This window comes from Pseudoalteromonas rhizosphaerae, from assembly GCF_028885455.1.
In the GTDB taxonomy this organism is placed as follows: Bacteria; Pseudomonadota; Gammaproteobacteria; order Enterobacterales; family Alteromonadaceae; genus Pseudoalteromonas; species Pseudoalteromonas rhizosphaerae.
Window position 1 is genome coordinate 4691311 of the sequence record NZ_CP118496.1, and the last position, 23062, is coordinate 4714372.

General features: G+C 40.3%; 21 protein-coding genes. 7 read left to right on the forward strand and 14 right to left on the reverse strand.

Annotated features, from left to right (window positions below):
- Nucleotides 1–12 precede the first annotated feature (12 nt).
- Nucleotides 13–1344: a glycoside-pentoside-hexuronide (GPH):cation symporter gene (locus PVK79_RS20245; protein WP_182731822.1), complete on the forward strand. Its 1332-nt coding sequence runs from the start codon at nucleotides 13–15 to the stop codon at nucleotides 1342–1344.
- 11 nt (nucleotides 1345–1355) lie between these two features.
- Entirely contained in the window at nucleotides 1356–2360 is a 1005-nt protein-coding gene (locus PVK79_RS20250) for a LacI family DNA-binding transcriptional regulator (protein ID WP_149981218.1), read from the forward strand.
- On the opposite strand, the gene PVK79_RS20255 is transcribed toward PVK79_RS20250, so the two are convergent.
- Genes PVK79_RS20255 through PVK79_RS20275 form a run of 5 tightly spaced genes read right to left on the reverse strand, consistent with a single transcriptional unit; the run spans nucleotide 2347 to nucleotide 7877 of the window.
- Complete coding sequence (locus tag PVK79_RS20255) at nucleotides 2347–4308, reverse strand: hybrid sensor histidine kinase/response regulator (protein WP_257324301.1); 1962 nt, start codon at nucleotides 4306–4308, stop codon at nucleotides 2347–2349. The two genes, PVK79_RS20250 and PVK79_RS20255, sit on opposite strands and share 14 nt — an antisense overlap.
- A 19-nt stretch (nucleotides 4309–4327) precedes the next feature.
- Nucleotides 4328–4789, reverse strand: coding sequence for a response regulator (locus PVK79_RS20260; RefSeq protein ID WP_145241192.1), 462 nt, complete (start codon nucleotides 4787–4789; stop codon nucleotides 4328–4330).
- Nucleotides 4790–6274, reverse strand: a complete 1485-nt coding sequence (locus tag PVK79_RS20265) for a sensor histidine kinase (RefSeq protein WP_182759593.1) — start codon at nucleotides 6272–6274, stop codon at nucleotides 4790–4792. It abuts the gene before it with no gap.
- A 21-nt stretch (nucleotides 6275–6295) separates the two neighbouring features.
- Nucleotides 6296–6505, reverse strand: a complete 210-nt coding sequence (locus PVK79_RS20270) for a histidine kinase (protein ID WP_145241196.1) — start codon at nucleotides 6503–6505, stop codon at nucleotides 6296–6298.
- 31 nt (nucleotides 6506–6536) lie between these two features.
- Nucleotides 6537–7877, reverse strand: coding sequence for a sigma-54-dependent transcriptional regulator (locus PVK79_RS20275; protein ID WP_257324308.1), 1341 nt, complete (start codon nucleotides 7875–7877; stop codon nucleotides 6537–6539).
- Between the two features lie 153 nt (nucleotides 7878–8030).
- Here PVK79_RS20275 and PVK79_RS20280 point away from each other — a divergent pair, with 153 nt between their 5' ends.
- Nucleotides 8031–8552, forward strand: coding sequence for an NUDIX hydrolase (locus PVK79_RS20280; RefSeq protein ID WP_145241200.1), 522 nt, complete (start codon nucleotides 8031–8033; stop codon nucleotides 8550–8552).
- Nucleotides 8553–8599: 47 nt separating this feature from the next.
- Here the strand turns inward: PVK79_RS20280 and PVK79_RS20285 are convergent, their stop codons facing one another.
- Nucleotides 8600–9631 carry an NAD(P)H-dependent flavin oxidoreductase gene (locus PVK79_RS20285; RefSeq protein ID WP_182820224.1) on the reverse strand — a complete coding sequence of 344 codons (1032 nt, stop codon included), beginning with the start codon at nucleotides 9629–9631 and terminating at the stop codon, nucleotides 8600–8602.
- 199 nt (nucleotides 9632–9830) lie between these two features.
- Between PVK79_RS20285 and PVK79_RS20290 the strand changes: the two genes are divergently transcribed.
- Nucleotides 9831–11207, forward strand: coding sequence for an NAD-dependent succinate-semialdehyde dehydrogenase (locus PVK79_RS20290; RefSeq protein ID WP_257326405.1), 1377 nt, complete (start codon nucleotides 9831–9833; stop codon nucleotides 11205–11207).
- Nucleotides 11208–11294: 87 nt separating this feature from the next.
- Here PVK79_RS20290 and PVK79_RS20295 read toward each other — a convergent pair whose 3' ends face one another.
- The 3 genes from PVK79_RS20295 to PVK79_RS20305 all read right to left on the reverse strand — a co-directional run bounded on the left by PVK79_RS20295 (nucleotide 11295) and on the right by PVK79_RS20305 (nucleotide 13252).
- A complete protein-coding gene (locus PVK79_RS20295; RefSeq protein WP_257324313.1) occupies nucleotides 11295–12383 on the reverse strand; it encodes an endonuclease/exonuclease/phosphatase family protein in 1089 nt (362 codons plus the stop codon).
- Between the two features lie 14 nt (nucleotides 12384–12397).
- Complete coding sequence (locus PVK79_RS20300) at nucleotides 12398–12730, reverse strand: hypothetical protein (RefSeq protein ID WP_145241208.1); 333 nt, start codon at nucleotides 12728–12730, stop codon at nucleotides 12398–12400.
- A gap of 102 nt (nucleotides 12731–12832) precedes the next feature.
- On the reverse strand, nucleotides 12833–13252 hold the full coding sequence (locus tag PVK79_RS20305; RefSeq protein ID WP_182759596.1) for a hypothetical protein: 420 nt from the start codon (nucleotides 13250–13252) through the stop codon (nucleotides 12833–12835).
- Nucleotides 13253–13634: 382 nt separating this feature from the next.
- Here PVK79_RS20305 and PVK79_RS20310 point away from each other — a divergent pair, with 382 nt between their 5' ends.
- From PVK79_RS20310 to PVK79_RS20320, 3 genes are all read left to right on the forward strand, one after another.
- On the forward strand, nucleotides 13635–15215 hold the full coding sequence (locus tag PVK79_RS20310; protein ID WP_182759597.1) for an ATP-binding cassette domain-containing protein: 1581 nt from the start codon (nucleotides 13635–13637) through the stop codon (nucleotides 15213–15215).
- A 69-nt stretch (nucleotides 15216–15284) separates the two neighbouring features.
- Entirely contained in the window at nucleotides 15285–16142 is an 858-nt protein-coding gene (gene rhlP / locus PVK79_RS20315) for a rhombotarget lipoprotein (protein WP_182731815.1), read from the forward strand.
- Nucleotides 16143–16207: 65 nt separating this feature from the next.
- Nucleotides 16208–18262, forward strand: coding sequence for a TonB-dependent receptor (locus PVK79_RS20320; RefSeq protein ID WP_257324323.1), 2055 nt, complete (start codon nucleotides 16208–16210; stop codon nucleotides 18260–18262).
- A gap of 25 nt (nucleotides 18263–18287) precedes the next feature.
- Here the strand turns inward: PVK79_RS20320 and PVK79_RS20325 are convergent, their stop codons facing one another.
- The 5 genes from PVK79_RS20325 to PVK79_RS20345 all read right to left on the reverse strand — a co-directional run bounded on the left by PVK79_RS20325 (nucleotide 18288) and on the right by PVK79_RS20345 (nucleotide 22982).
- Complete coding sequence (locus PVK79_RS20325) at nucleotides 18288–19505, reverse strand: type II toxin-antitoxin system HipA family toxin (protein WP_257324324.1); 1218 nt, start codon at nucleotides 19503–19505, stop codon at nucleotides 18288–18290.
- A gap of 2 nt (nucleotides 19506–19507) precedes the next feature.
- A complete protein-coding gene (locus PVK79_RS20330) occupies nucleotides 19508–19771 on the reverse strand; it encodes a helix-turn-helix domain-containing protein (RefSeq protein ID WP_182731812.1) in 264 nt (87 codons plus the stop codon).
- Between the two features lie 87 nt (nucleotides 19772–19858).
- Nucleotides 19859–20488 (reverse strand): hypothetical protein, encoded by a 630-nt coding sequence (locus tag PVK79_RS20335; RefSeq protein WP_145241221.1) that lies wholly within the window; start codon nucleotides 20486–20488, stop codon nucleotides 19859–19861.
- Nucleotides 20478–21059 (reverse strand): sigma-70 family RNA polymerase sigma factor, encoded by a 582-nt coding sequence (locus PVK79_RS20340; RefSeq protein WP_182767655.1) that lies wholly within the window; start codon nucleotides 21057–21059, stop codon nucleotides 20478–20480. Before PVK79_RS20340 ends, PVK79_RS20335 begins: the two co-directional genes overlap by 11 nt.
- Before the next feature lie 180 nt (nucleotides 21060–21239).
- Nucleotides 21240–22982, reverse strand: coding sequence for a vWA domain-containing protein (locus PVK79_RS20345; RefSeq protein ID WP_257324331.1), 1743 nt, complete (start codon nucleotides 22980–22982; stop codon nucleotides 21240–21242).
- Nucleotides 22983–23062: the final 80 nt, after the last annotated feature.

The window sequence follows — 23062 nt, forward strand, 5'->3', positions numbered from 1 at the left end:
TGAGTGCCAATTATGCTAACTAGAAAAGAAAAAATAGCCTATGGCTTAGGTGATACTGCAAGTAACATCATTTTTCAAACCGTGATGCTATTTTTAACTTTTTTCTATACCGATATATTTGGTATTTCTCCGGCCATCGTTGGTACTCTGTTCCTAGTGGTGCGAGTTATTGATGCAATCACCGATCCGTTAATGGGGGCGCTCACCGATGCAACCCGAACCAAATATGGTAGTTACCGGCCTTACCTATTGTGGCTCGCGATCCCGTTTGGGCTGGTTAGTGTAATTACTTTTACCACACCAGATTTAAACGCGACAGGAAAAGTCATCTACGCGTTTGTCACCTATACGCTATTAATGCTGGTTTATACCGCAATTAATATTCCTTATTCAGCTTTGGGTGGAGTACTAAGTCGCGATCCGAGTGAACGCGTATCCATTCAATCTTATCGTTTTGTATTTGGTATGCTCGGTGGCTTACTCGTCAGTGCTTGCACATTGCCATTAGTAAGCTGGTTTGGTAAAGGCGATAATGCTCTTGGCTATCAGCTTACTATGATACTGATGAGCTGTTTCGGTGTGATATTATTTTTGACCTGCTTTCGCTTTACTAAAGAGCGTGTGGTTGCACCACAGCAACAAACCCTTAGCCTCAAAGCACAAATGGCAACGTTGTGGCAAAACGGTCCTTTTAAAATACTTTGTGGTGCTGCAATTATGCTGCTCACGAGTATGGTGCTGCGTACGACTTTAGCAATTTATTACGTAAAATATGTTCTTGGTGAAGCCGACTTAGTTACGCAATTTGTTACCTTGGGAATGATCGGTAATATCCTTGGCTGCGCCTGCGCACAACCACTGAGTAAACGGGTTGATAAAAAAGCAGCATATATATATCTCCAATACATCTCTGCGGCCATAAGCTGTTTTGCATTTTTCTTATCTGACGACCAATTAGTGCTCGCGTTTGCAGTCTATTTTTTATGGTGTTTTTTCACCCAAATGGCAACTCCATTGTTATGGGCAAAAATGGCAGATGCAATTGACTACGGACAATGGCAAAATGGTCATCGGCTAACTGGCTTGGTCTATGCAAGCGTGGTGTTCTTTATTAAACTAGGCCTTGCACTGGGCGGAGCTATTGCTGGTTGGTTACTGGCTTACTATGGCTATCAGGCTAACACTGAGCTTAATGAAGCAACTAAAGCCGGTATTTTAACCTCGTTTACACTGTTTCCTGCAATTGGTAGTGTACTTGTCGCGTTGATCATGAAAAGGTATATTCTTGATAATAATACCTTAGAGAAAATAAACGCTGATTTAGCCCAAAGAAGTAGTACTTAACAAGGAATATCATGGCGACCATTTATGAGGTGTCAAAACTTGCTGGCGTATCGTTAGCAACCGTCTCAAGAGTAATGAACAATAACACCAATGTCAGCGACGCAACGCGAAAAAAGGTAACCGTTGCGATGACACAGCTTGGTTACCGGCCTAATTCCATTGCACAATCTCTCGCATCTAACTGTTCAAATAGTGTTGGTTTATTAGTTTCCGAACTACAAGGCCCTTTCTATGGCCCAATGATGAGCGGCATTGAGACCGCTTTTCGTAAACAAAGCAAGCATGTGATTATTGCTGCAGGTCACAGTGACGAAGAACGTGAACAACAAGCAATCGAGTTTTTAATTAGTCGTAATTGTGATGGCTTAATTTTGCATGTTGAAGCAATTAGTGATGACTACTTAATAGAGTTGAGCAAAGGGAAAACTCCTTTTGTACTGATCAACCGATACATTCGCGAACTAGCATCGCGCTGCATTATTTTAAATAACGTAAAAGGCGGTTATTTAGCGGCTAAACACGTATTAGAGCAAGGCCATACGAATATCGCTTATATCAGCGGCCCACTGTGGAAACAAGATGCTCAAGATCGCCTTGCAGGGCACAAACAAGCTCTAGCAGAGCACAACATTAGTTTTAATGAGCAATTACTATATCAAGGTGATTTTATGGAAGACAGCGGCACTGCAGGCTTTCAGCATTTATATAACGGTAATTCAAAATTTACAGCGCTAATTTGTGCCAATGATGAAATGGCAACCGGCGCTATGGCCAGTGCCCGTGAGTCATCATTAATCTTGCCTGAGCAACTTTCTATTATGGGCTACGATAACGTATTTTTTACCCGTCATGTGTATCCACCACTTAGTACCGTCAATTACCCAATCAACGAAATGGGCCAAATGGCTGCTAACTGGATTTTAAGTGAGGTGTATAAAAAAACCACCCCAGCTTTACAAACTCTTTTTGAACCTGAATTAGTGGTGCGTCAATCAATTATTACTAACCCTCAATAAGTTGGGTTAGTAATGCTAAATTAATCGGTTTAAGTAATACTTGCTCTATCTCAAGGAGTTCAATTTGCTTCGGATCTGGCTGTATACCACTGACGATTACTCGCTTTAGATCTGGATAATACTGCTTTGTATAACGAGCTAAATCCAAGCCACTGCCATCAGGCAAATGCATATCTAATAACACTTTATCAAATTGAGAGTCATTTTTTAGAATTGCTAAAGTATGCTCATAACTAGTTGCAACAACGGTTTCAACCCCTAAACTTTCCAGTAATAACTGGGTGATTTGCGCCGCATCTGCATCATCTTCAACCAATAAAAAACGCGCACAACTTTTTACTCGCGCTGGTTGCGCTAATTTATCAACGAGCTTATTAGCCGCCACAGAGTAATTAGTTAAGCACTGATAAAGTAAGCTTGAATCAACAGGTTTGCCTATCACATCGTTAAAACCCAGCGCCAATAACTCGCTATGTATACCTTTCATCGTGGCAGCAGTAAGCGCGATTACCGCCCCCTTAAAACCCATTTTTCTAAGTTCAATCGTGGTTTCTTTGCCCCCCATCACCGGCATATGAATATCTAAAAATATAATGTCGTACGGATCACCTTGCTGTTGTGCTTTAGTTACTTTATCAAGTGCTTGCTTACCGTGTTCAGCATAATCAACCTTTGCACCAGCAGAAGAGATCATATGCCCAACTAACACCCGTAAATCTCGTAAATCATCAACCACCAATACTCGGCCACTGACTTTACAGGGGGCCATTTTTTGCTGCATATTAGGTGTCAAATCGAGCTTTAATACACTGCGCTCTACATATTGAATATTGCCCGGATACACTGAAATAGTAAATTCAGATCCATGACCGATAGCAGACTCTAATGTGATCCCGCCCTGCATACGACTCAACAATTCAGAGCAAATAGCTAAACCTAACCCCGCGCCGCCAACTGAGCGCGATTCTACATCGGCTATTTGTTCAAATGGTTTGAATATAAGTGCTTGTTTCTCAGGGGCAATACCCATTCCAGAATCTTTAATACTAAAAAACAGCATTTCACGGCCATCAATAACTTTTGTCCATGCGCGAACAATGATATCGCCTTGCTCGGTGAACTTAATCGCATTATTGATGATATTAATTAAAATTTGCCGAAACCGTGTCGCATCAATACTAATTACAAGGGGCAAAGGTTGTAATGACTCAAAACGCAGCGACAGCCCTTTATCCAGCGCAGATACTCGCATTAAGGTAAACACATCAGCCATTAAACTATCAAGGTTGACATCACTGCAGCTGAGCTCCAGTTTATCGGCAGCTATTTTTGATAAATCGAGAACATCATTTAACAAGCTAAGTAGATGCTTACCATTACGATAAATAACCCCTAACTCATTATTGGCATGATTGTTAAATTCACTTTGCATAAGCAACTCGGTATAGCCCAAGATTGACGATAACGGAGTGCGTAGCTCATGGCTTAAATGTGCTAAAAAGCGGTCTTTAGAACGATTTTCGGCTTCTGCTTTGAGTCGTTCAAGGCGTTCATCTTCAACATCGCGTCGGGCTAATGCGTAGCGAATAGAGCGGGCAAAGCGACTTGAACTCATTTCACTTTTTACGAGGTAATCAACAGCTCCGGCATCCAAAGCGGCTAAATCAAGGGCGTCGTTTGATTGCCCGGTGAGCATAATGATAGGGCCATTAAAACCATTTTCTACAGCTTGCTTTAAAACTGCTAAGCCGTCTGAAGCCCCTAAGCGGTAATCAAGCAGGCAAATATCGTGCTGATTTTTACTCAGTACCTTAACTGCCTGCTTGGGATCACTGATCCACTCTATATCAAATGTATGCGAACTCAGCTGCTCTAGATAATCACAGGTTAAAATATAATCATCTTCATCGTCTTCAACAAGTAACAGTCTGGTTGCCTTATCTAACATAGCGTCTCCAGTTTTTTATTTAGTCATTAAACGTACTAGGTAACTCTACAAACTCCACCCAGTACTTACCTAACGTTTTCATTAGTTCAACTAAACCATCAAACGTAACTGGTTTAGTAATGTATGAAGCCGCGCCTAAATCGTAACCCTTAACCATGTCTTCCTCTTGCTTAGACGTGGTTAAAATAACTACAGGAATACCTTTTAAGTTTGAATTGCCTTTAATCGCTTGCAACGCTTCGCGTCCATCCATGCGTGGCATATTCAAATCCAATAAAATCAACCCAGGTCGTGGCGATGAGTTTTTGTCTTCAAACTTACCTTTACGCTCTAGGTACTCCAAAAGCTCCACACCATCTTCAACAAAGTATAACTCGTTTAATACACGGCTTTCAGCGAGTGCGTCTTGCGTTAATAAACGATCATCTTCATCATCATCAGCCATTAAAATGGTGATTGGCTTTACTTTAGAAAATGGCATTTAAGCCTCTCCTTGCAATGTGAAAAGCTCGCTTTCCACAGGTAGTTTTATGATGAAGGTTGCTCCCTCACCGGTTTCACTTTGTGCCGCTATCGTACCGCCGTGACGCTCTACAATACGTCGGCACACGGATAAACCAATCCCCGTGCCTTTATATTGCGAACGCCCATGCAGACGTTGAAACGGAACAAAAATTTTGTCGGTATATTCTGGCGCAAAACCAATACCATTATCTTTCACTGTAATGATTTGCCATTCCAGCTCTGTATTATAATCATCATTAAATTCAGTATGATGCTGATACTCAATAGTGATAATTGGTGCCACATCTGGACGTCTAAATTTCACCGCATTTGAAATCAAATTCAAAAATAGCTGCTGCATTTGGCTCAGATCAGCTTGTATTACTGGCATTTCGCCCACGTTGACCTGCGCATTTGACTCTTTAATCGCAATTTCTAAATCGCTTAGCACATCATCAAGTACTTGCTTTAAATCCGTATCGGCAAAGTCTTTACCACGTGTTGTCACTCGCGAAAACTCTAACAAGTCATTAATTAAATTAGACATTCTTTGCGCTGCATTTTTCATACGCGCGATATAATCAACACCTTTTTCACCCAATTCGTCTTTAAACATGGTTTCTAAGCGATCACTAAATGCTTGAATTTTGCGCAGTGGCTCTTGCAAATCATGACTCGCTACAAAGGCAAACTCTTCAAGCTCACGGTTACTGCGACTTAGTTCATCAGAGTACAAGGTCAGCTCTTGTGTACGCTCGGTCACTTTACTAGCCAGTGTTTCGTTTTGATATTCAAGTTCCTGCTGATATTTTGCCGCTGTATGTAAGTTAATACGCGTGAGCATAAACATACCAAGGATCAATAAAGCACTTGTTACGGCAGTAATTGCAAAAGTGAGTTTAGCTTCTTTTTTAATTTGCCCTAACTTTCGAAACTGCACAGCTTTAAAAGCAGATTCCGCATCTTGAATTTCATCAGCGAGCTCTCTAATTTGTTCGTAAAGCTTACGGCCTTGATGCGTCTCTAGTAAATAATGGGCACGGCGTTCTTTATCTGCTAACGCTAAATCAACGGTTCTGGTTAATACCGCAACTTTATCATCAACCAAAAATAGTAAACGCGCTACTTTATCTGCTTGGCCTGCAATTTCAGTACGTAAATTTTTAACCAGTGTAGCTTGTGAATTGAGCTGCATAATAGCGTCGTTGTAGGGTGCTAAATAATCTTTATCGCCCGTTAATAAGTAACCACGTTGTCCTGATTCTGCCTGCACAATTGAAAGATGAAGCTTCTCAATTGCGGTGTTTAACATATTAGTGTCATCTAAACGCTGTTGGGTTTGAGTCAGGCTTTGAATGGTATTCATTGCCAAAATCGCATTCCCCACCACAATACACAGCAGCACCGCGATAAAACTGGCCCAGGTTACCTTGACCTTACCTTGTTGCTTTTGCAGCTTCATTTATAATCCTTTTATATTATCTTATTCAACGACGCCGAGATTCGATATTTGTTCCAAGCTGTCACTGCATTGCTGACAATTACTTATTATTTTATCAAGTGCTGCCAATGCTTTTTCTTTTGGCATATCATTTTCTAGCACTAATTTGATCAATTCTGCATTCATCGATATACGATTCAGTGGTCCGCGTGCATCATGAATCAACTTATTGATTTTATCGTTATTAGCCATGCTACCCCTTGGTTGATTACTTGAGTTTAATTTAGCTATATTCGCCAATGCCACCATAGGCATTTAGACGGTTGTATAAAGTTTTAGTACTTATACCTAGCATTTGTGCTGCAAGCGTTTTATTGCCTTGTACTTTCTCCAACGTAGCGTGGATCAGCTCTTTTTCAACTTCTTCAATAGTTTGCCCTGCAGTCACTTGATTTGCTTGAGTTTGCTTATTCACTCGTGAAAATGGTGACTCTAAGTTATCTGGCAAAGTAATCGCTTTACCTTTTGGATCACTCATAATAAAAGCACGATGAATGCCGTGGCGCAGTTCTCGAACATTGCCTGGCCAATCATAGCTTTCAAGTAACTTTAATTGTGCCGTCTGCCATTGAAAGTCAGTATTATTTTCTTCATTTAGTTGATTTAAAAAAGCATTGGCCAATAAGGCAATATCTTCTTTTCTTTCACGCAGTGGTGGAATATCAATAGGAAATACCGCTAACCGAAAGTAGATATCTTCACGAATAACATTATTTTGCGCTAAATCTTCTAATGAGCGGTTAGTCGCAGAAATAACTCGGCAATCTACCGCACTTTCTTTACTGCCACCTACTCGGGTTACTTTTTTAGTTTCTAACACTCGCAATAGATTAGGCTGCATATCTATTGGCATTTCAGTCACTTCGTCTAGAAATAATGTTCCGCCGGTTGCTTGTTCAAACACCCCATCTTTACGGGCAATAGCGCCAGTAAAAGCCCCTTTCTCATGGCCAAATAATTCGCTACCAATAAGTTCTTTCGATAACGCACCGCAGTTAGTAGCCACCAAAGGTCCTGTACATGCGCTAGCATTATGAATCGCTTGTGCGACAACTTCTTTACCAGCACCACTTTCACCCATTAACATTACGTTGGCGTTGGTGTTAGCAACGCGCTCAATCATGGTATACAAATGCTGCATTTGCGGCGATTCACCTATTAAGGTGCCAAAATGCTTTTTAATACTTGGCTCGGCTTTTTTCTTAGCCGTGGTTTTTTTAGGGTTGAGAAGGCGCTCAATATCTTCGCGCTGCAAGGGCTTAACTAGATGACCAACGTTAGGCTCACACATTTCAGCCAACTTACCTTTGACTGAAGGATGACCTGAAATAAGGGTTATTTTTGGTTTTTGACCAATATTTTTAAGGTGCTCAACCAAGTGTAAACCACTTCCATCAGGCAGCATAAAGTCTAACAATACATGGTCAAAGGTATTATTTACAAACCACTGCTCAGCCTCTGCTAAATTAGCAGCAGTATTAATGTTATGTCCTAAAAACTCTACGATATGACAAACGACATCACTAAACTCGCTATCATCATCAACTAACAGTATGTTTAACATGATAAATCCCTATGCTTGTTATCATTGCCCAGCCTAACATCTTAACTGCCTTATTCTACAAAATCGATGCTTAACTGGAAATTTACGCTGTCTAAATAGATTTAGATCTTTTTTGAGATATAATTTTTAAATTAAATTTTAAGGAACATTCTGATGCGCTTACTTAAAAGCACCGTTCATCCCAGTGTGAGTGCCAGCGAACCACGTCAATTTACTCGCCTAACGAGCCGTGCTATTGCCTTAAAAGGCACTGATATTTTATTAATGTACACTGCCCGCTATGAAGATTTCAGCTTGCCTGGCGGCGGCATTGATGAAGGTGAAAGCATAGAGCAAGGATTAATCCGCGAGCTACAAGAAGAAACTGGCGCACAAAACATCAAAGTACTCGGTGAATTTGGGCTTTATGAAGAATACCGCCCTTGGTATAAAGACGATTTTGCAGTGATCCATATAAAGTCTTATTGCTATTTTTGTAGTCTTGATACGCAATTAGGGCAAGCCCAACTAGAGCATTATGAGCAACAAAATGGCATGGTTGCTAAATGGGTTAACATTCATGATGCCATTGCTCATAATGAGCGAACGCTGGCAACCAGTGATAAACAAGGCCAATCAATCCTGCGCGAAACCTATTTACTAAAAGAGATTGCCAAACATATTACTAATTATTGATAACTATCACGCAGTAATAAGTTAGGGCTTTGACTCATTTAAACCAATCACTTTTTCATAAGTAAATGAGTGATCTCTACCGCCGACATATCAACACGAGGCACATGCTTTTGGCCACACCAAAGTGGTGAAAAATCATCGCGCCCTGCTTTTTCAGCGCTTGCTCTAAGTGCCGTTATCGCGGTACTGGCATGAGGGAATTCAGGCACACCTATAGCCAAAGCGCCTAACTCATTCATTACACGATTTTGAATGCCTCGTGCCGCCCGACCAGAAAATAACGTAGTAAGCGCAGTATTATCCGTTTTCTGATTTAAAATTGCTTGCTTATGAAGCGCTGAGGTTTGTGCCTCGCGACATAATAAGTAAGCACTCCCGACTTGCACAGCGGCTGCACCTAAAGCTTGCATTTGCTCTACATCATCAGCGGTTGCAATACCGCCTGCGGCAACAATAGGCAAAGAAAGACGTGCCACACAGTTTTGAACTAATTGCACAGTTGATTGCTGCAGACTTAAATCCATTGATAAAAAATGCCCTCGATGGCCTCCTGCTTCTAAACCCTGCGCAATAATAGCATCAGCGCCATTTTCACTCAGCCAAATAGCTTCATCTAAAGTGGTAGCGGTTGAAATCACTTTAGTGCCCCAGCTTTTGATTTGCGCCATAATCGTTTGCTCAGGTAAACCAAAATGAAAACTCACCACTGCGGGTTTATAAGGGGCAATAATATCAACAACCGATTGACTAATAGGTTGACGAGAAGCCCCTGCAGTTAAGCTTTCAGCATCAATACCATACTCATCAAAATAAGGCGCTAGCAAATTATGCCATTGCTGCTTTTGTTGGCTGGTGTAATCACCGACCGTATGACAAAAAAAGTTAAGGTTATAGGGATTACTTGTCGCTTGAGTCAGTTTATCAAGCTCGCTCACTAACTGTTGTTTTGAGAGCATTGCACAGGGTAATGATCCTAAACCACCTGCGTTACTCACCGCAGCAGCTAAACGAAAATCTTGCACACCCGCCATCGGCGCTTGAATAAGCGCTAAATGCGTATTAAAAAAAGATAACGCCACAACATACTCCTTGTAACTTTTTCAGTCGCCTGCACTTTTTACCGACATAAAACTAAATGATCACTAAAAATAATAATAGAATGAATCAAAAATTATAAAAAAACCAATAATTACAGCACATTAAAAATATAAAACAAATTAATACATAGTTGGTGTTAGCTTTGCACACTCCCTACATACTATTCGTAAGGAGATTATGATGACTAATACAGTAACAACGATCAATCCAAGTACTGAACAACCCATTGCAGAATATACGCTGCTTACTTTAGCACAAGCAAAAACCGAGATAGATAAAAGTCATGAGGCTTTCTTAGATTGGCGTCATATTTCACTCACTGATCGTGCCAAGTATTTAAACCAGCTAGCCTATCTGTTTGAACAACATAAAAAATTATTAGCCACACTTATGACTAATGAAATGGGTAAGTTGTATCAGCAAGGTTTGCAAGAGGTCAAGCTCTGCGCAGCAATTTGCCGCTACACCGCCGAGCACGGTCAAGTTCAATTGGCTGATGAAGAACGCCCAATGGAAAATGGTCACGCCGTTATTAGCTACCAGCCAACAGGCGTTTTATTAGGCATTCAACCTTGGAACTTTCCGCTATATCAAGTTGTACGTTATGCCGTTACTAATATCATGGCAGGCAATACCACTGTACTAAAACACGCTAGTAACGTGTTTGGTATGGCTGAAAAAATCGAAGCATTGTTTATTGAAGCAGGCTTTCCAAGCCATGTGTTTAAAAACTTATTAATCGATGGCAAAACTGCCAGCGAGCTAATAAGCCACAGCGCAATTCGTGGAGTGACATTCACAGGCAGTGATGGCACTGGTAAAAAAGTAGCTGAACACGCTGGTAAACACGTTAAAAAAACCGTATTAGAACTTGGCAGTAACGATGCCTATTTAGTGCTTGATGATGCAGATTTAGAGCTTGCGATTAAAACCTGTGTGCAAGGGCGGATGATTAATAACGGGCAAACCTGCGTATCAGCAAAACGTTTTGTGGTAGTAGAAGCCTTATACGATGAGTTTAAAAAAGGCATAACAGAGCAATTTAACGCCTTAATAGTTGGCGATCCTATGGATGAAAACACCGATCTTGGTCCAATGGCACGCGAGGATTTAAGAGACAAAATTCATAAACAAGTAATGCAATCAGTTGAGGCTGGTGCGTCTATTGTGACTGGTGGCGAAATACCTAAGCAAACGGGTTATTTCTATCCAGCCACATTACTTGAGAACCTCTCTCCCGGCATGCCGGCCTACGACGATGAACTATTTGGCCCGGTCGCTTCACTTATCAAAGCTAAGAATAATGGAGATGCAATGCGTATCGCTAATGACTCACGTTATGGCTTGGGCGGCGGTATTTTTTCTAAAGATGAAAAGAAAGCCATTGAGCTTGCTAAAAAGCATTTTGATACCGGTATGGTTAACATAAATGGTTATGGGCTGGCCCAGCCAAACTTACCATTTGGTGGTGTTAAAGACAGTGGTTATGGTCGTGAGCATGGCGGCTTTGGCATTCGTGAATTTGTTAACATCAAAACCATTATGATCAATAGCTAATAACTCTCAATAAAAAATACTCTAAAGGGCCTTAATTGGCCCTTTTTTTATGACTAAATAAGTTAAGTGTACAATAACGGTTATTAGCTATATTTTACTTACTTCATCATTAAAGGTAGGCACTTCTCGGCTAGAAGTATTCTCCATTTGCAATTCATTAACCGCCTTTTGAATATCCATGTCGTCATCTAGTTGCTGGTTACTATTATCAGGCTTATGCACTAACTCAGTTAAAAGAGCAAAATGATCCGAGCCATATTTTTCTAGCCGTTTTATACGTTTAACAGTAAAACCATGGCTATGGAATAAGTGATCGAGCGGCCAGCGCATAAAGAAATACCCAGCATGAAAGGTATTAAAAAATCCTCGGCCTTTGCGTGGATCTAAAAAGTCACTGATTTCCATAAATAAACGGGTACTTCTTGACCAAGCAACGTCATTTAAATCGCCGGCAACAATTGTTGGACGTTTGTTATTCTTTAATGCCTTAGCAAGCAAAATAAGTTCGGTATCTCGTGGCCTAGAGGTATCTTCTTCGGTAGGACTTGGAGGAGCAGGATGAATAAAATGACCTTGTACTTCAAGACCTTCTGCAGTCTCAAATAGAACGTGAATTGAGGGAATATCGTTTTCTACAAGCTCACATACTTGTTGTTTTTTTATTTTATATTTACTGTATAAATGCATGCCGTAGCGATTATCTTTCGGGCAAAATATTTTGTATGGATAATCTTCTTCAATGGCTGCAAGTTGCTGTTGCCATTTAGTATCTGACTCAAGCGTAATAAGTAAATCTGGCTGATGTTCATGGACTAAATCTATTAAGTCTTGGTAGCGAGTGTTCGACATCAACACATTAGCCGACATAATACGAATACTATGCCCACTGCCTGCGGGACTTTGCGCCACTTCTTTTTTAGCAAGCCAAGTATAAGGATATATCCATTTACCTTGAATAAGCAAAATTACAGTTGCCATGATTAGCGACGATACAACCAAAGGCGATAGTCCACTTAATGCAAAATAAACACCTAAAAGCAACCCAGCCAATGCAAGATAAAAAACCTGTAAACGAACAAAGTCGCAACTACGAATTAAATAATGCTGGCTGAAAGACATAGGTAAAAGTGTCACAACTAATAACACACTTAATATACTTACCAGCACAATTAGCATTCAATAATCCTTTATTAATAACGACTTAAAATTGACAAAATTTCGCGAGTATCATGCACCATATGAATGATGGTATCGTCTATTTCAATCGTAATACGACCATCACGGTCTATCGGTTTTACTACTCGACCATGGCGATAGATATCGTAATCTAATCTGTCACCTTTGTGGTACTTTTTTTGCCAACCAGGAGGCAATTGACCACCATTATCAACTTTTTTTTGTAATCCTGGCGGTAAACTCCCTTTACCTTTATTTTTGTCTTTGTCATGGTTATCATTTTTTGCAAAAGCTGCGCCGCTGCAAAGTACTAAGCCAAGCAAAGCAGTAGATAGAAGTGCTTTCATATTTTACTCCCTATTTAGTTCATTTAAAGAATAGCAATAATTCATGAACTCGTTATGAAGTAAATTAAATAACCCTACATCAAGTTGTGACTTGGTAAAAATTTAGTGACGAGTAACAATAGAGAGAATCTCTCGAGTGTCATGCACTAAATGAATTAGCTGATCATCAACTTCCAGTAAAATTATCCCCTTTCGGTCATGACGCTCAACAACTCGACCACGGCGGTAAATATCTCTATCAAGGCGATCGCCGCGATGATATTTTTTATACCAACCCGGCGGTAAGCCATGCCCGTAGCCTACTTTCTTGTATAAACCCGGCGGCAACTTTTTATAATCTGCTGACTTATGGTGTTTTTTATAATATTTTTTATGGTACTTTTTACTGTGCTTTTTATGCTCATGATGATGCTCATGGCGATGTTCATAACGATCATGTTCGCGCTCGTGCTTAGCATTTACTGCAAACGGTAATAGGCTCAAACCAAGTACAGCCAAAGACAGGGGGATTAATTTATTCATAGCTACTTCCTAGCATAATCTGTGTGAATAATTAAAGCCTAACAAGTCAGCCTGAATGAAAGATGAAATGAATTGTAAACTTTGTAAAGGTAGTGAGTGCTTACAGTTTTGTGTTTTAACAAACAATTAGTTAGCTATATTAAAGAGAATAAATAATAAAAACTGGCTGACAGCTCACAACATATTCGTATATTATTAACTCACTTACCTTACTGGAGTTTGCGCATTAATGAATAACTAACACCTGTTGAAATTCGTTTTATTTTTTGAATTTACAGGGTTAGTGGGCGCAAAATTCGTCATATATCTTGATATCGACTTAACGATACCTAGTTAATTTTAATTGCTTTGCGCGCCATGCCCTGAACACTCCAGAGGCATTATGCATACATTACACATCCACAATTTAAGCTATCAACACCCTGATGGCCAAACTCAATTTAAACAACTTAGTTTTTCAATAAATGAAAAGCTCACCGCGATCATTGGTGCTAATGGCAGCGGTAAATCAATATTGTTGAGTATATTGGCAAACCAACAACAACCTAGTACGGGACATGTTGAATTTAGTGGTACTCGCGTGCTTATTTCACAACAACAATTAAGTGAGCAGCACCTTCAAACATCGTCATCTACAATTGCACAACTATTAGGAGTTGATAAAAAGTTAGCCGCCCTTAATCGTATTGAACAAGGAAGCTGCCATGAGGCTGACTTTAACCTAATCAATGATGATTGGTTATGCGAGCAATATTACAAACAACAACTTTTAGCCCTTGCTATTGATACCTCATTAAACCAGCCAATTAAGCATTTAAGCGGCGGTCAACAGCGGCGTTTAATGCTATTTTGCGCGTTGCAAACAAAGCCTGATTTACTGATTTTAGATGAGCCAAGTAACCATTTAGACCAATCAGCAAAGCAATGGCTAATTGACCAATTACATGCGTTTAAAGGGCAAGTAATTGTAGTAAGTCATGACCGCCAATTACTTAATCAATGCGATGCTATTATTGAGCTCAGCAGCCAAGGTGTTCATTATGAAACGGGTAACTATCAGCATTTTAGCCAACAGAAATCGCTGCAACAAACTGCGCTTACAAAGCAAATTAATAATCTTGACAAGGAGCGACAAAAACACCTTCAGCAAACCCAGCTTAATCGTGAAAAAGCCCAACAAAGAGCAGCACAAGGTAATAAAAAACGTAACACCACCAGCCAACCAAAAGTGATGTTAGACTTTAAGAAAAACAGTGCCCAAGCAAGTAAAGGCGCTTCTGAGCGGCTAGCCTCAGCCAAACGCAAAGCCCTAACCGAAAAACGCCAAACACTTCAACAGCAGTTACCAAATAGTAAAGCTAAAACAGTAAAGTTTACGCAACCGACTAGCAATAAACGCCTACTATTTATTGAAAAACTTACTTTGCCATTTTCAAGCGCTAATAAAGCAATCACCCTGCAAATTTTTAGTGGTGATAAGTTACACCTAAAAGGAGCCAATGGCAGCGGTAAGTCAACATTACTCCGGATGATTAATGACTCGGCAAATTCACCAGTATCAACAGCGCTTCAATTAAATAGTAAAGTGCTTTATATCGATCAACACAGCTCTTTTTTAGGAGCAACAGACACTTTATGCAATGCATTAGAAAAACACTGTCAGCTAAAACAACAAACAGTACGCCATTTGCTTGCGAATATTGGCTTTAAGGGAGAGAATATTTATCGGCCAATTAGTCAATTAAGCGGCGGCGAGAAAATGCAATTAGCCATGCTTATAGCGGCGCAAAATGCGCAGCACTATTTATTGTTACTCGATGAACCCGATAACCACTTAGACTTGGCTAACAAGCAACATCTTGCGCAAAATCTGGCTGATTTTACTGGCAGCTTTATATTGGTGAGCCACGATGAGGAGTTTATTAAGCAATCTAATGTACTAACTAACATTATCTTAAAATAGCACAGTGAGAACTTTTTCATCGTTCAAGGTTCAAACTCATCGGATCACTTAATTATAAAAAGGAATAATATGAAAACTCTAAAATTGGTTTTGGTGATTGTAATTACTTCGTTAGCTGGCTGCAGCACTATGCTCAGCCAAAATGCGAATCAAAAAACGCGCTCAAGTAGCTTGGTGGATTTTCTATACCCTGATGAACAAAGTCGCCAAGCCCATCAACCAAGCGTGCCAACACTCAACTTACCTGCCACTGTAGGTATTGCATTTATTCCCAATCAATATGACTCTGGCATTCGCAGTAACGACGAAATCGCCTTGCTTGAGAAAGTAAAAAAACAGTTTATGCAATATGACTACATTGACCGTATTGAAGTTATTCCTAGTAGTTATTTAAAAGGAGGTCAAGGATTTACCACTCTTGAGCAAGTATCTAGATTATATGACGTTGATATTATTGCGCTGGTATCATATGACCAAGTATCACAAACTCTCGAAAATAATGCTGCATTCTTATATTTAACAATTGTGGGGTTATACGTTATTCCTGGCAACGAAAACACCGTACAAACTTTTGTTGATACAGCTGTTTTCGATGTGAAAAGTAGAAAAATGCTGTTTCGAGCTCCGGGAATTAACAAAGTAGAGCAACGCAGTACAGCCGTCGGTATTGATGAAACCTTAAACGAGCAGTCGCAAGGCAGCTTTAGCTTAGCTGTTGATGACATGATCACAAACTTAGATGCTGAACTTGGTTCATTTAAAACCCGTGTCAAAGAAGACAAAATAGCCAATGTTAATCATAAAGACGGCAGCAGTGGTGGCAGTTTATATTTCTTATTAATGTTACTCACTGCTATGTTAATTTTAAAACAACACGAGCAAATAACTAAACAGCTCTACATTAAACTAACAAGCGTTTATCGCTAAAGCTTTAGAATTCCTAAAAAAGGTTATATCCTGCCCTTTTGAAATATTTTAGATAAAGGGCTTTCATGCTTTCTCGATTATTATGTCTGGCGCTGATCACACCTACAGCCTTTAATTCTTTCGCCGCGCAAAACGACATTGAACGCATTACCACTACAGCATCTCGTGCTGAGGTACGCGCCGACCCTCTACCTTTAGTAATAAGCAGTATCACTAAAGCGCAGTTAGATTTAATCGCACCGACCCATATCGAGCAAGTATTAAAGCAAGTTGCAGGTGCCAATGTGCAACATGGTAACGGTCAAGAATATTTGCCCGCACTGCGCTCTCCGGTGCTTTCTGGCGCTGGCGCCTGTGGCGGTATTTTAACAGCCGAAGATGGCATCCCCCTGCGTGCGGCAGGCTTTTGCAATATTAACGAATTGTTTGAAGCGCACACCGAAATGGCGCAGCGTATTGAAGTTTTAAAAGGCCCAGGCTCTGCCCTTTACGGCTCAAATGCTGTGCATGGCGTAATTAATGTGATCACCCCTGATACCACTTATGATGAACATTTGCTCGGCGTTGATTTAGGCTCTTACGGTTACAACCGATTCAAACTGCGCAGCGGAAAAGATTTAGGCAATCACGGATTTGGTATCAATGCCAGTATCACTCGCGATACCGGATACCGTGATGATGAAAGCGTAGACCAAGAAAAGCTCAATCTGCGCCATCGCTATACAAGTGATGATCTATCCGTCACAACAGGATTGAGCTATACCCACTTAGATCAAAAAACTGCCGGATTTATTGAAGGCTTTGAAAGCTATAAAAACGATGAAATAGCCCAGCAAAACTTTGATCCTGATGCATTTAGAAAAGCCCGCTCATTTCGGCTTTGGTCAAAAACACAATGGCAAACAGCAAAAGATACGCTAACCATTACCCCGTATGTGCGCAATCAAAGTATGACCTTCTTTAAGCATTTTTTACCGGGCACACCGCTTGAAGAAAACAGCCAAAATGGCGTTGGCGTGCAATCACTTTGGCAGCATACGTATTCAAACGAATTAACTGTTAATTTAGGGCTAGACAGCGAATACACCCGTGCAGATTTTTTGCAATATCAAGACGAGCCAACTCAAGGTTCAGCATTTTTAGTAGCAACTGTGCCACAAGGTAAGCATTACGATTACGATGTAACCAGCACCCTACTCGCCCCTTTTATTAGCCTTGATTGGCAATGGCAGCAACTCGCTATCAGTTTAGGCGCACGCTTTGAGCAGCTTGATTACGACTACACCAATAATATGCTGGCTGGTCGCACTGACGAGAATGGCAGCGAATGTGGATTTGGCGGTTGTCGTTACTCGCGCCCGCCAAGTAGTAAGAATACCTTTACCAATACATCGCCTAAACTTGGCTTGAGTTATCAATTAAGTGCTGATAATTATTTATATGCAAACCTATCTCGCGGTTACCGTGCGCCGCAAGCGGCTGAACTTTATCAGCTACAGCGCGAACAACAAGTGGCTGATCTCGAATCTGAAACAGCAGACAATCTAGAAGTGGGCCTCAAAGGGCAATATCAACAACTGCACTATGTAGTCTCTGCGTATACGATGAATAAACAAAACGTGATTTTTCGCGACAGCAATTTTTTCACCATTAATGATGGCCAAACTCAGCACCGTGGTATTGAACTGGAGCTGGATTATCAACTTACTCAGTCGATTCAACTTGCCCTAGCAGCAAGCCATGCAATACACACATACGACTATGACCAAGTTTTATCTGAAGTAAACATTAACGGTAACGACATAGACACAGCACCGCGTAATATCGCCAACCTACAAGCTAACTGGCAAGTCACCAATAACACCTTAATTGCTATTGAGTGGCATCATGTCAGTGACTATTTTACCGATCCTGAAAACCAACACAGTTACGCAGGCCATGACTTACTAAATTTACGCGCAGCATGGCAACTGACTGAACAATTGAAACTAACCGCGCGCATTAACAATCTATTTGATACCGCCTATGCAGAGCGTGCCGATTACACCAGCTTTACTGGCGACCGTTATTTTCCTGGGCGACCACGTAATATAATGTTCTCAGCAAGTTACGCTTGGTAAATATTGAATTAAGTGATTTCTGCTATTACTCAAACTTTTTCTTTTTATCATGGCGATATGATTTTGAGTTGTAAGTTGCAGTCATCACTTTATCAACTCCAGCTAAAATCGACTCTTTTAAACCACTTAAGAGCAAGACTTCTTGTGACCTTGAAACATACTCTATAACCCCTTGAGCTAACGATTCAACAATCTCTTGCGCATTCCTAATTACGATATACCCTTGATTAGCTAGCTTAATTAAGTGCTCACAGTCTGGGAACTCTTTGCTCTTACAAATATTAAGTGCCATTTTATTATTAATGGTTGGATAAATTAATGTATGAGTAATATCAAAAGGTGGAGAAACAAAAATATTGCTCATATCTGGCGTGTACTGCAGCGCAAAATTTTTAAGATGGGCGTCACCGTTACCAATTAAACAACTGAAAACAATGTACTTATACATTTTTTCAACTTCGAGCATATTATTCGTGTACAAATAGGTTGCTTTCAGTAGAGTTTCGTAACTTCCCCGATATTTTTCATCGGGATCTGAAGAGCGCTTCATCAAAGTTGTAAAGTCTTCATAACCTAGCAACTGAGTGCCACTTTCACCACGATCAAAGCGTTCAATCACAAATGTTTCAAGGTTATCAGATAAATACGTATTTGGCGGTGCTAGACCGCAATATTTAGCTGCTTGCATGCACACATATTCATTAACAGTAAGCAGCTCAAACTCTTCATCAAATGATTTTACGATCAGATCTTTTTGATGAACTGTTCGCTCAACACTTGGAATACTTACTTTGGGTTGCATTCCTGACAAGGTATTCCTGAGATAGTATTTTTCTAATAACTGCGGAAATAAAGGCTGTGCATGCGAATACGTAAGAATATCGTTAAGTGACACGCTATCAACTTGCGGTAATTTAAAGTCACCTTGGTAAGATAACATGCCAATACCATCACTTCCTTGCAAAGCTAATAAGTACATGTCGTTAACTTTGGCGTAACGAGCAAGCCTTTGTGCAATGTATCTACGGTTATGCCCTTCAGGCAAATTTTGCGCAAAAATAGGATGCAATGCACCAGATCGATAACTATCATCCATGCCTTTTTCAGTCATAGTTAATGATAGATTAAATTCATTTTGCGTTTGCTTATAATCGTGTATTGCATCATGAGTTAGCACACCCAGCTCTTTGTCATCTATACACACTGTCAACTTTTGTACTTTTTCAGGTAGGTTAAAAGCCATCACTAGCTATCCTCACTAAAAAGCTCGTTTAATTCATCCCAACGAGGTAACCGTGATTTAGACAAAGTTCTTGGTACTACAGCTAGCTCATAATCTAAATAATGAGTATAACGCTCAAGGATATCCAATGATCCTGTAAATTTACCGTTTTCAATTTCAGATAGTGTGCTTTTATTAATGTTCGTCAATTTTTGCACTTCTCGTTGTGTTAGTTGTTTTTCTTTTCGCGCCTGAGCAAGCGCTTTTCCTATTTCTATTCTATTCATCGCAGCCACCAAAAACTCGCCATATAGCGAACATGGTAGTATAAAACAAAAAATATAGCTATATAGCGAACATAACTAGATTACCTTTTACTGTAATAGCTGTTTATACTGCTCAGTTAAGTGCACCTTGAGTTCTGGGTGCGCTACTAATAACTCAGCAAGCTGAGCTTTAGCGGCGGTTGTTTCACCATCAGCAATAAGTGTATCTATACGTTTAAATTTATTTGCTACCTCTGCGGTGATAATTTCAAGCTCTAATAATACTTCGCTTTTAGCGGTCATGCTTTGCGACTCAAATTGCCGTCCTGCCATGTAAGATTGTGTACTGCGTTGAAGCCTTTGAGTTTGCTTTAATTGCTCTAGCTGCTTTTGTTCTAGCACTTCGCTTTGCATCATTTCAGACGAGGCTGCAGGTGCTAAAGCAGTCTGTTCATCGGCTAAAATTTGTAGATCATTCATTGCCTCTGACGGCTTAAGATACTGAGTAGTATTTTGCATATATAAAACCGCGACTAACACCAGTGATGCCGCAGTAGATAATTGCCCATACCAAGTTTGGTAAAAGCGTTTGCGCTTATTAATATTGGTTACTTTGTTAGCATTAGCGGCTTCAGCTGCATGTTGTAATATTTGCTCATCAAGTTGTAAGCTTGGTTGCTCCGTTGCACCTCGTTTATAAAGTGAAGCAATATCATGATCGGTTAACTTATCGCTCATTGTTAGTCTCCATTTTATACTTGATACATTGCTTTAGCTTGGCTAGCGCGTAACGGATGCGGCTTTTGATATTTTCAGTTGTTTCTACCGCTAGTTCGGCAATTTCTTTGAGGGTAAAATCAGCTTCGTGTTTAAGTAAAAACGCCTCTTTTTGCTCACGTGGCAATTGTGCTAGGCACACTTTTAACTGCGCTGCTTGCTGAGCCTGCTCGAGCTTTTCAGCATCTGGTCGACTGTTATGATCAGCAAATTCGGCAATTTCAATGTCTTGATTATCACCGTCTAACCATTTGTTTTGCGTACCAGTACGGCGGTAATGATCAATCAATTCATTGTGCGCAATACGATACAACCAAGTGGTAAATTTAGCGCTCACTTGATACTGTGAGCGCGCTTTTATCAGCTTATTCCAGACTTCTTGATAGAGCTCTTCAGCCACTTGCGGGCTTGCGCACTGGCGTAAAAAATAACGATATAAGCTATTTTTATGGCGCAGGTACAGCTGGGTAAAAGCCTGTACATCGCCTTGTCCATAACTCAACATTAATTGCTCATCAGCTAGTTCTGTCATAACGTCCTTTACTTAAATCATACCAATCGTGTTAAGTTATTAGTCATTTATAGCGACATATAAATAGAGTGATAACAAGGCATAAACTTTGACATATAGTTGTTCTATTTGAGAAATTTATAACACAGTTAGCGCTTTATTTAGCACGCTAGAATGGCTAAATATTTAAGTTGATTGGTATCACAGTGCCGCAGCATTATTAACGAGTTGCACAAACTCACTACGATAGCCAAATGTGTCTATGCCTTTGTTAGCGGTTGCTAATTTAGCGCAATCTTCATACTGCCAGTCTCCGGTATATTTTGCACCTTTTAATAACTGCGCAAAACCAGCCACTGCGGCGGCAAATTTAAAGTCTTGGCTGGCTTGCGATAAAGGCAGCTCACCTTTAGGTGTTGCAACAGCTTGAGTGATCAACTTACTTTGCTCAGCGTCAGGCTGTTTATAACGCACTTTTACAAAGGCGAGTTCATTGCTGGTAGCCAGTTTTTTGTCTTCTTTAGATTGGTAACGCAGCTCATCAATTTGTTTATGATCAGAGTTGGCTAAGGTTATTTCATACAGCGCAGTCACGCTATGCCCAGCCCCTAACTCTGCGGCATCGACCTTATCGTTATTAAAATCTTCATTAGCGAGTACGCGATTTTGATAACCAATTAAACGATATTCAGCCACCTGCTGTGGATTGAATTCCACTTGAATTTTTACGTCTTTGGCAATAATTTGCATGGTACTGCTGAGTTCATCGACCAGTACTTTGCGTGCTTCGTTTATGTTATCTATGTAAGCATGCTGGCCGTTACCTATATTTGCCAGTTGCTCCATTAGGCCATCATTATAATTACCTTGGCCAAACCCCAAAGTAGTTAAGGCAATCCCCGTTTTGCGCTTAGATGCCACCAGCTCTTTGAGTTTATCGATTGATTGGGTGCCCACATTAAAGTCGCCATCAGTGGCTAAAATCACCCGATTAATACCTCCTTTTTTAAAATTTTCGGCCGCAATTTGATAAGCCAGTTCAATACCTTGCTCGCCATTAGTTGAGCCGCCTGCTGCCAGTTTATCTAACGCGGCGCTGATAGTTTGTTGATCATTGCCTTTCGTTGCTGGTAATACCACGCCTGCGGCACCGGCATACACGACAATAGCAACTGAATCATTTTCATCTAATTGTTTAGTTAACATGGTTAAACTGGTTTTTAATAAGGGTAACTTATTTGGTGTATTCATAGAGCCAGATACATCCAGTAAAAACACTAAATTCGCTGCCTTTAAATCGGCTTTTTCAATCTCAAAACCTTTAATGCCAATTTTTAACAGTTGCCGATGCTCATTCCAAGGAGCTGTTGCCATCTCGGTATGAACATTAAAAGGTGTAGCTATGCTATTGGGTGCACTGTAATCGTAGTCAAAATAATTAATAAAAGCTTCTTCACGCACTGCGTCATTAGGTGGTAATTTCCCCATATTGAGCATACGCCGAGTATTGCTGTAACTGCCCGTATCAACATCAATTGAAAAGGTTGAAACCGGTTCAGTACCAACTTGTTTTACTGGGTTTTGCTGGGATTTCAAATAGTTTTCACGTTCTTGTTCAGTAGTAAATACCACATCATCAATAGGCATTGGTTGTGGCATTTGCGGCATTAACATAACACTTGCATGCGTTAAACCTTGAGGGCTTGCTGCGTAGCTTACCGGGTGCAATCGTTGTCGTTTTTGCAGCTGAACTTGCTGCTCAAGCCCCTGTTGACTATCTACTTCAGTTTGCGTTACTTCGATCGCATCTGTTTGTTGCTCTTGCTCTTTAACAGAGCTACGTGATGTGTGATCACAGCCAGCTAAACCAGCCAAAACCGCGATACTTAATAGCGTCAAACGCAAATTGTTTTTACCATAGTGGTAACATGTAGTGTGGTTCATAAACTCACCTTGTTATTAATTAGGATTACTAAACCTATTAACGGATGACTTTAAAAAGTAGGGTTAATTATTTTTAAAAT

What these genes read in the sequence shown, in the direction of transcription:
- PVK79_RS20255 (WP_257324301.1), bottom strand. Translation starts at nt 4,308, where the DNA reads ATGTTAGATAAGGCAACCAGACTGTTACTTGTTGAAGACGATGAAGAT.
- PVK79_RS20265 (WP_182759593.1), bottom strand. Translation starts at nt 6,274, where the DNA reads ATGAAGCTGCAAAAGCAACAAGGTAAGGTCAAGGTAACCTGGGCCAGT.
- PVK79_RS20335 (WP_145241221.1), bottom strand. Translation starts at nt 20,488, where the DNA reads ATGAGCGATAAGTTAACCGATCATGATATTGCTTCACTTTATAAACGA.
- PVK79_RS20250 (WP_149981218.1), top strand. Translation starts at nt 1,356, where the DNA reads ATGGCGACCATTTATGAGGTGTCAAAACTTGCTGGCGTATCGTTAGCA.
- PVK79_RS20270 (WP_145241196.1), bottom strand. Translation starts at nt 6,505, where the DNA reads ATGGCTAATAACGATAAAATCAATAAGTTGATTCATGATGCACGCGGA.
- PVK79_RS20300 (WP_145241208.1), bottom strand. Translation starts at nt 12,730, where the DNA reads ATGAAAGCACTTCTATCTACTGCTTTGCTTGGCTTAGTACTTTGCAGC.
- PVK79_RS20310 (WP_182759597.1), top strand. Translation starts at nt 13,635, where the DNA reads ATGCATACATTACACATCCACAATTTAAGCTATCAACACCCTGATGGC.
- PVK79_RS20325 (WP_257324324.1), bottom strand. Translation starts at nt 19,505, where the DNA reads ATGGCTTTTAACCTACCTGAAAAAGTACAAAAGTTGACAGTGTGTATA.
- PVK79_RS20295 (WP_257324313.1), bottom strand. Translation starts at nt 12,383, where the DNA reads ATGCTAATTGTGCTGGTAAGTATATTAAGTGTGTTATTAGTTGTGACA.
- PVK79_RS20305 (WP_182759596.1), bottom strand. Translation starts at nt 13,252, where the DNA reads ATGAATAAATTAATCCCCCTGTCTTTGGCTGTACTTGGTTTGAGCCTA.
- PVK79_RS20260 (WP_145241192.1), bottom strand. Translation starts at nt 4,789, where the DNA reads ATGCCATTTTCTAAAGTAAAGCCAATCACCATTTTAATGGCTGATGAT.
- PVK79_RS20280 (WP_145241200.1), top strand. Translation starts at nt 8,031, where the DNA reads ATGCGCTTACTTAAAAGCACCGTTCATCCCAGTGTGAGTGCCAGCGAA.
- PVK79_RS20275 (WP_257324308.1), bottom strand. Translation starts at nt 7,877, where the DNA reads ATGTTAAACATACTGTTAGTTGATGATGATAGCGAGTTTAGTGATGTC.
- rhlP (WP_182731815.1), top strand. Translation starts at nt 15,285, where the DNA reads ATGAAAACTCTAAAATTGGTTTTGGTGATTGTAATTACTTCGTTAGCT.
- PVK79_RS20330 (WP_182731812.1), bottom strand. Translation starts at nt 19,771, where the DNA reads ATGAATAGAATAGAAATAGGAAAAGCGCTTGCTCAGGCGCGAAAAGAA.
- PVK79_RS20320 (WP_257324323.1), top strand. Translation starts at nt 16,208, where the DNA reads ATGCTTTCTCGATTATTATGTCTGGCGCTGATCACACCTACAGCCTTT.
- PVK79_RS20340 (WP_182767655.1), bottom strand. Translation starts at nt 21,059, where the DNA reads ATGACAGAACTAGCTGATGAGCAATTAATGTTGAGTTATGGACAAGGC.
- PVK79_RS20290 (WP_257326405.1), top strand. Translation starts at nt 9,831, where the DNA reads ATGACTAATACAGTAACAACGATCAATCCAAGTACTGAACAACCCATT.
- PVK79_RS20245 (WP_182731822.1), top strand. Translation starts at nt 13, where the DNA reads ATGCTAACTAGAAAAGAAAAAATAGCCTATGGCTTAGGTGATACTGCA.
- PVK79_RS20345 (WP_257324331.1), bottom strand. Translation starts at nt 22,982, where the DNA reads ATGAACCACACTACATGTTACCACTATGGTAAAAACAATTTGCGTTTG.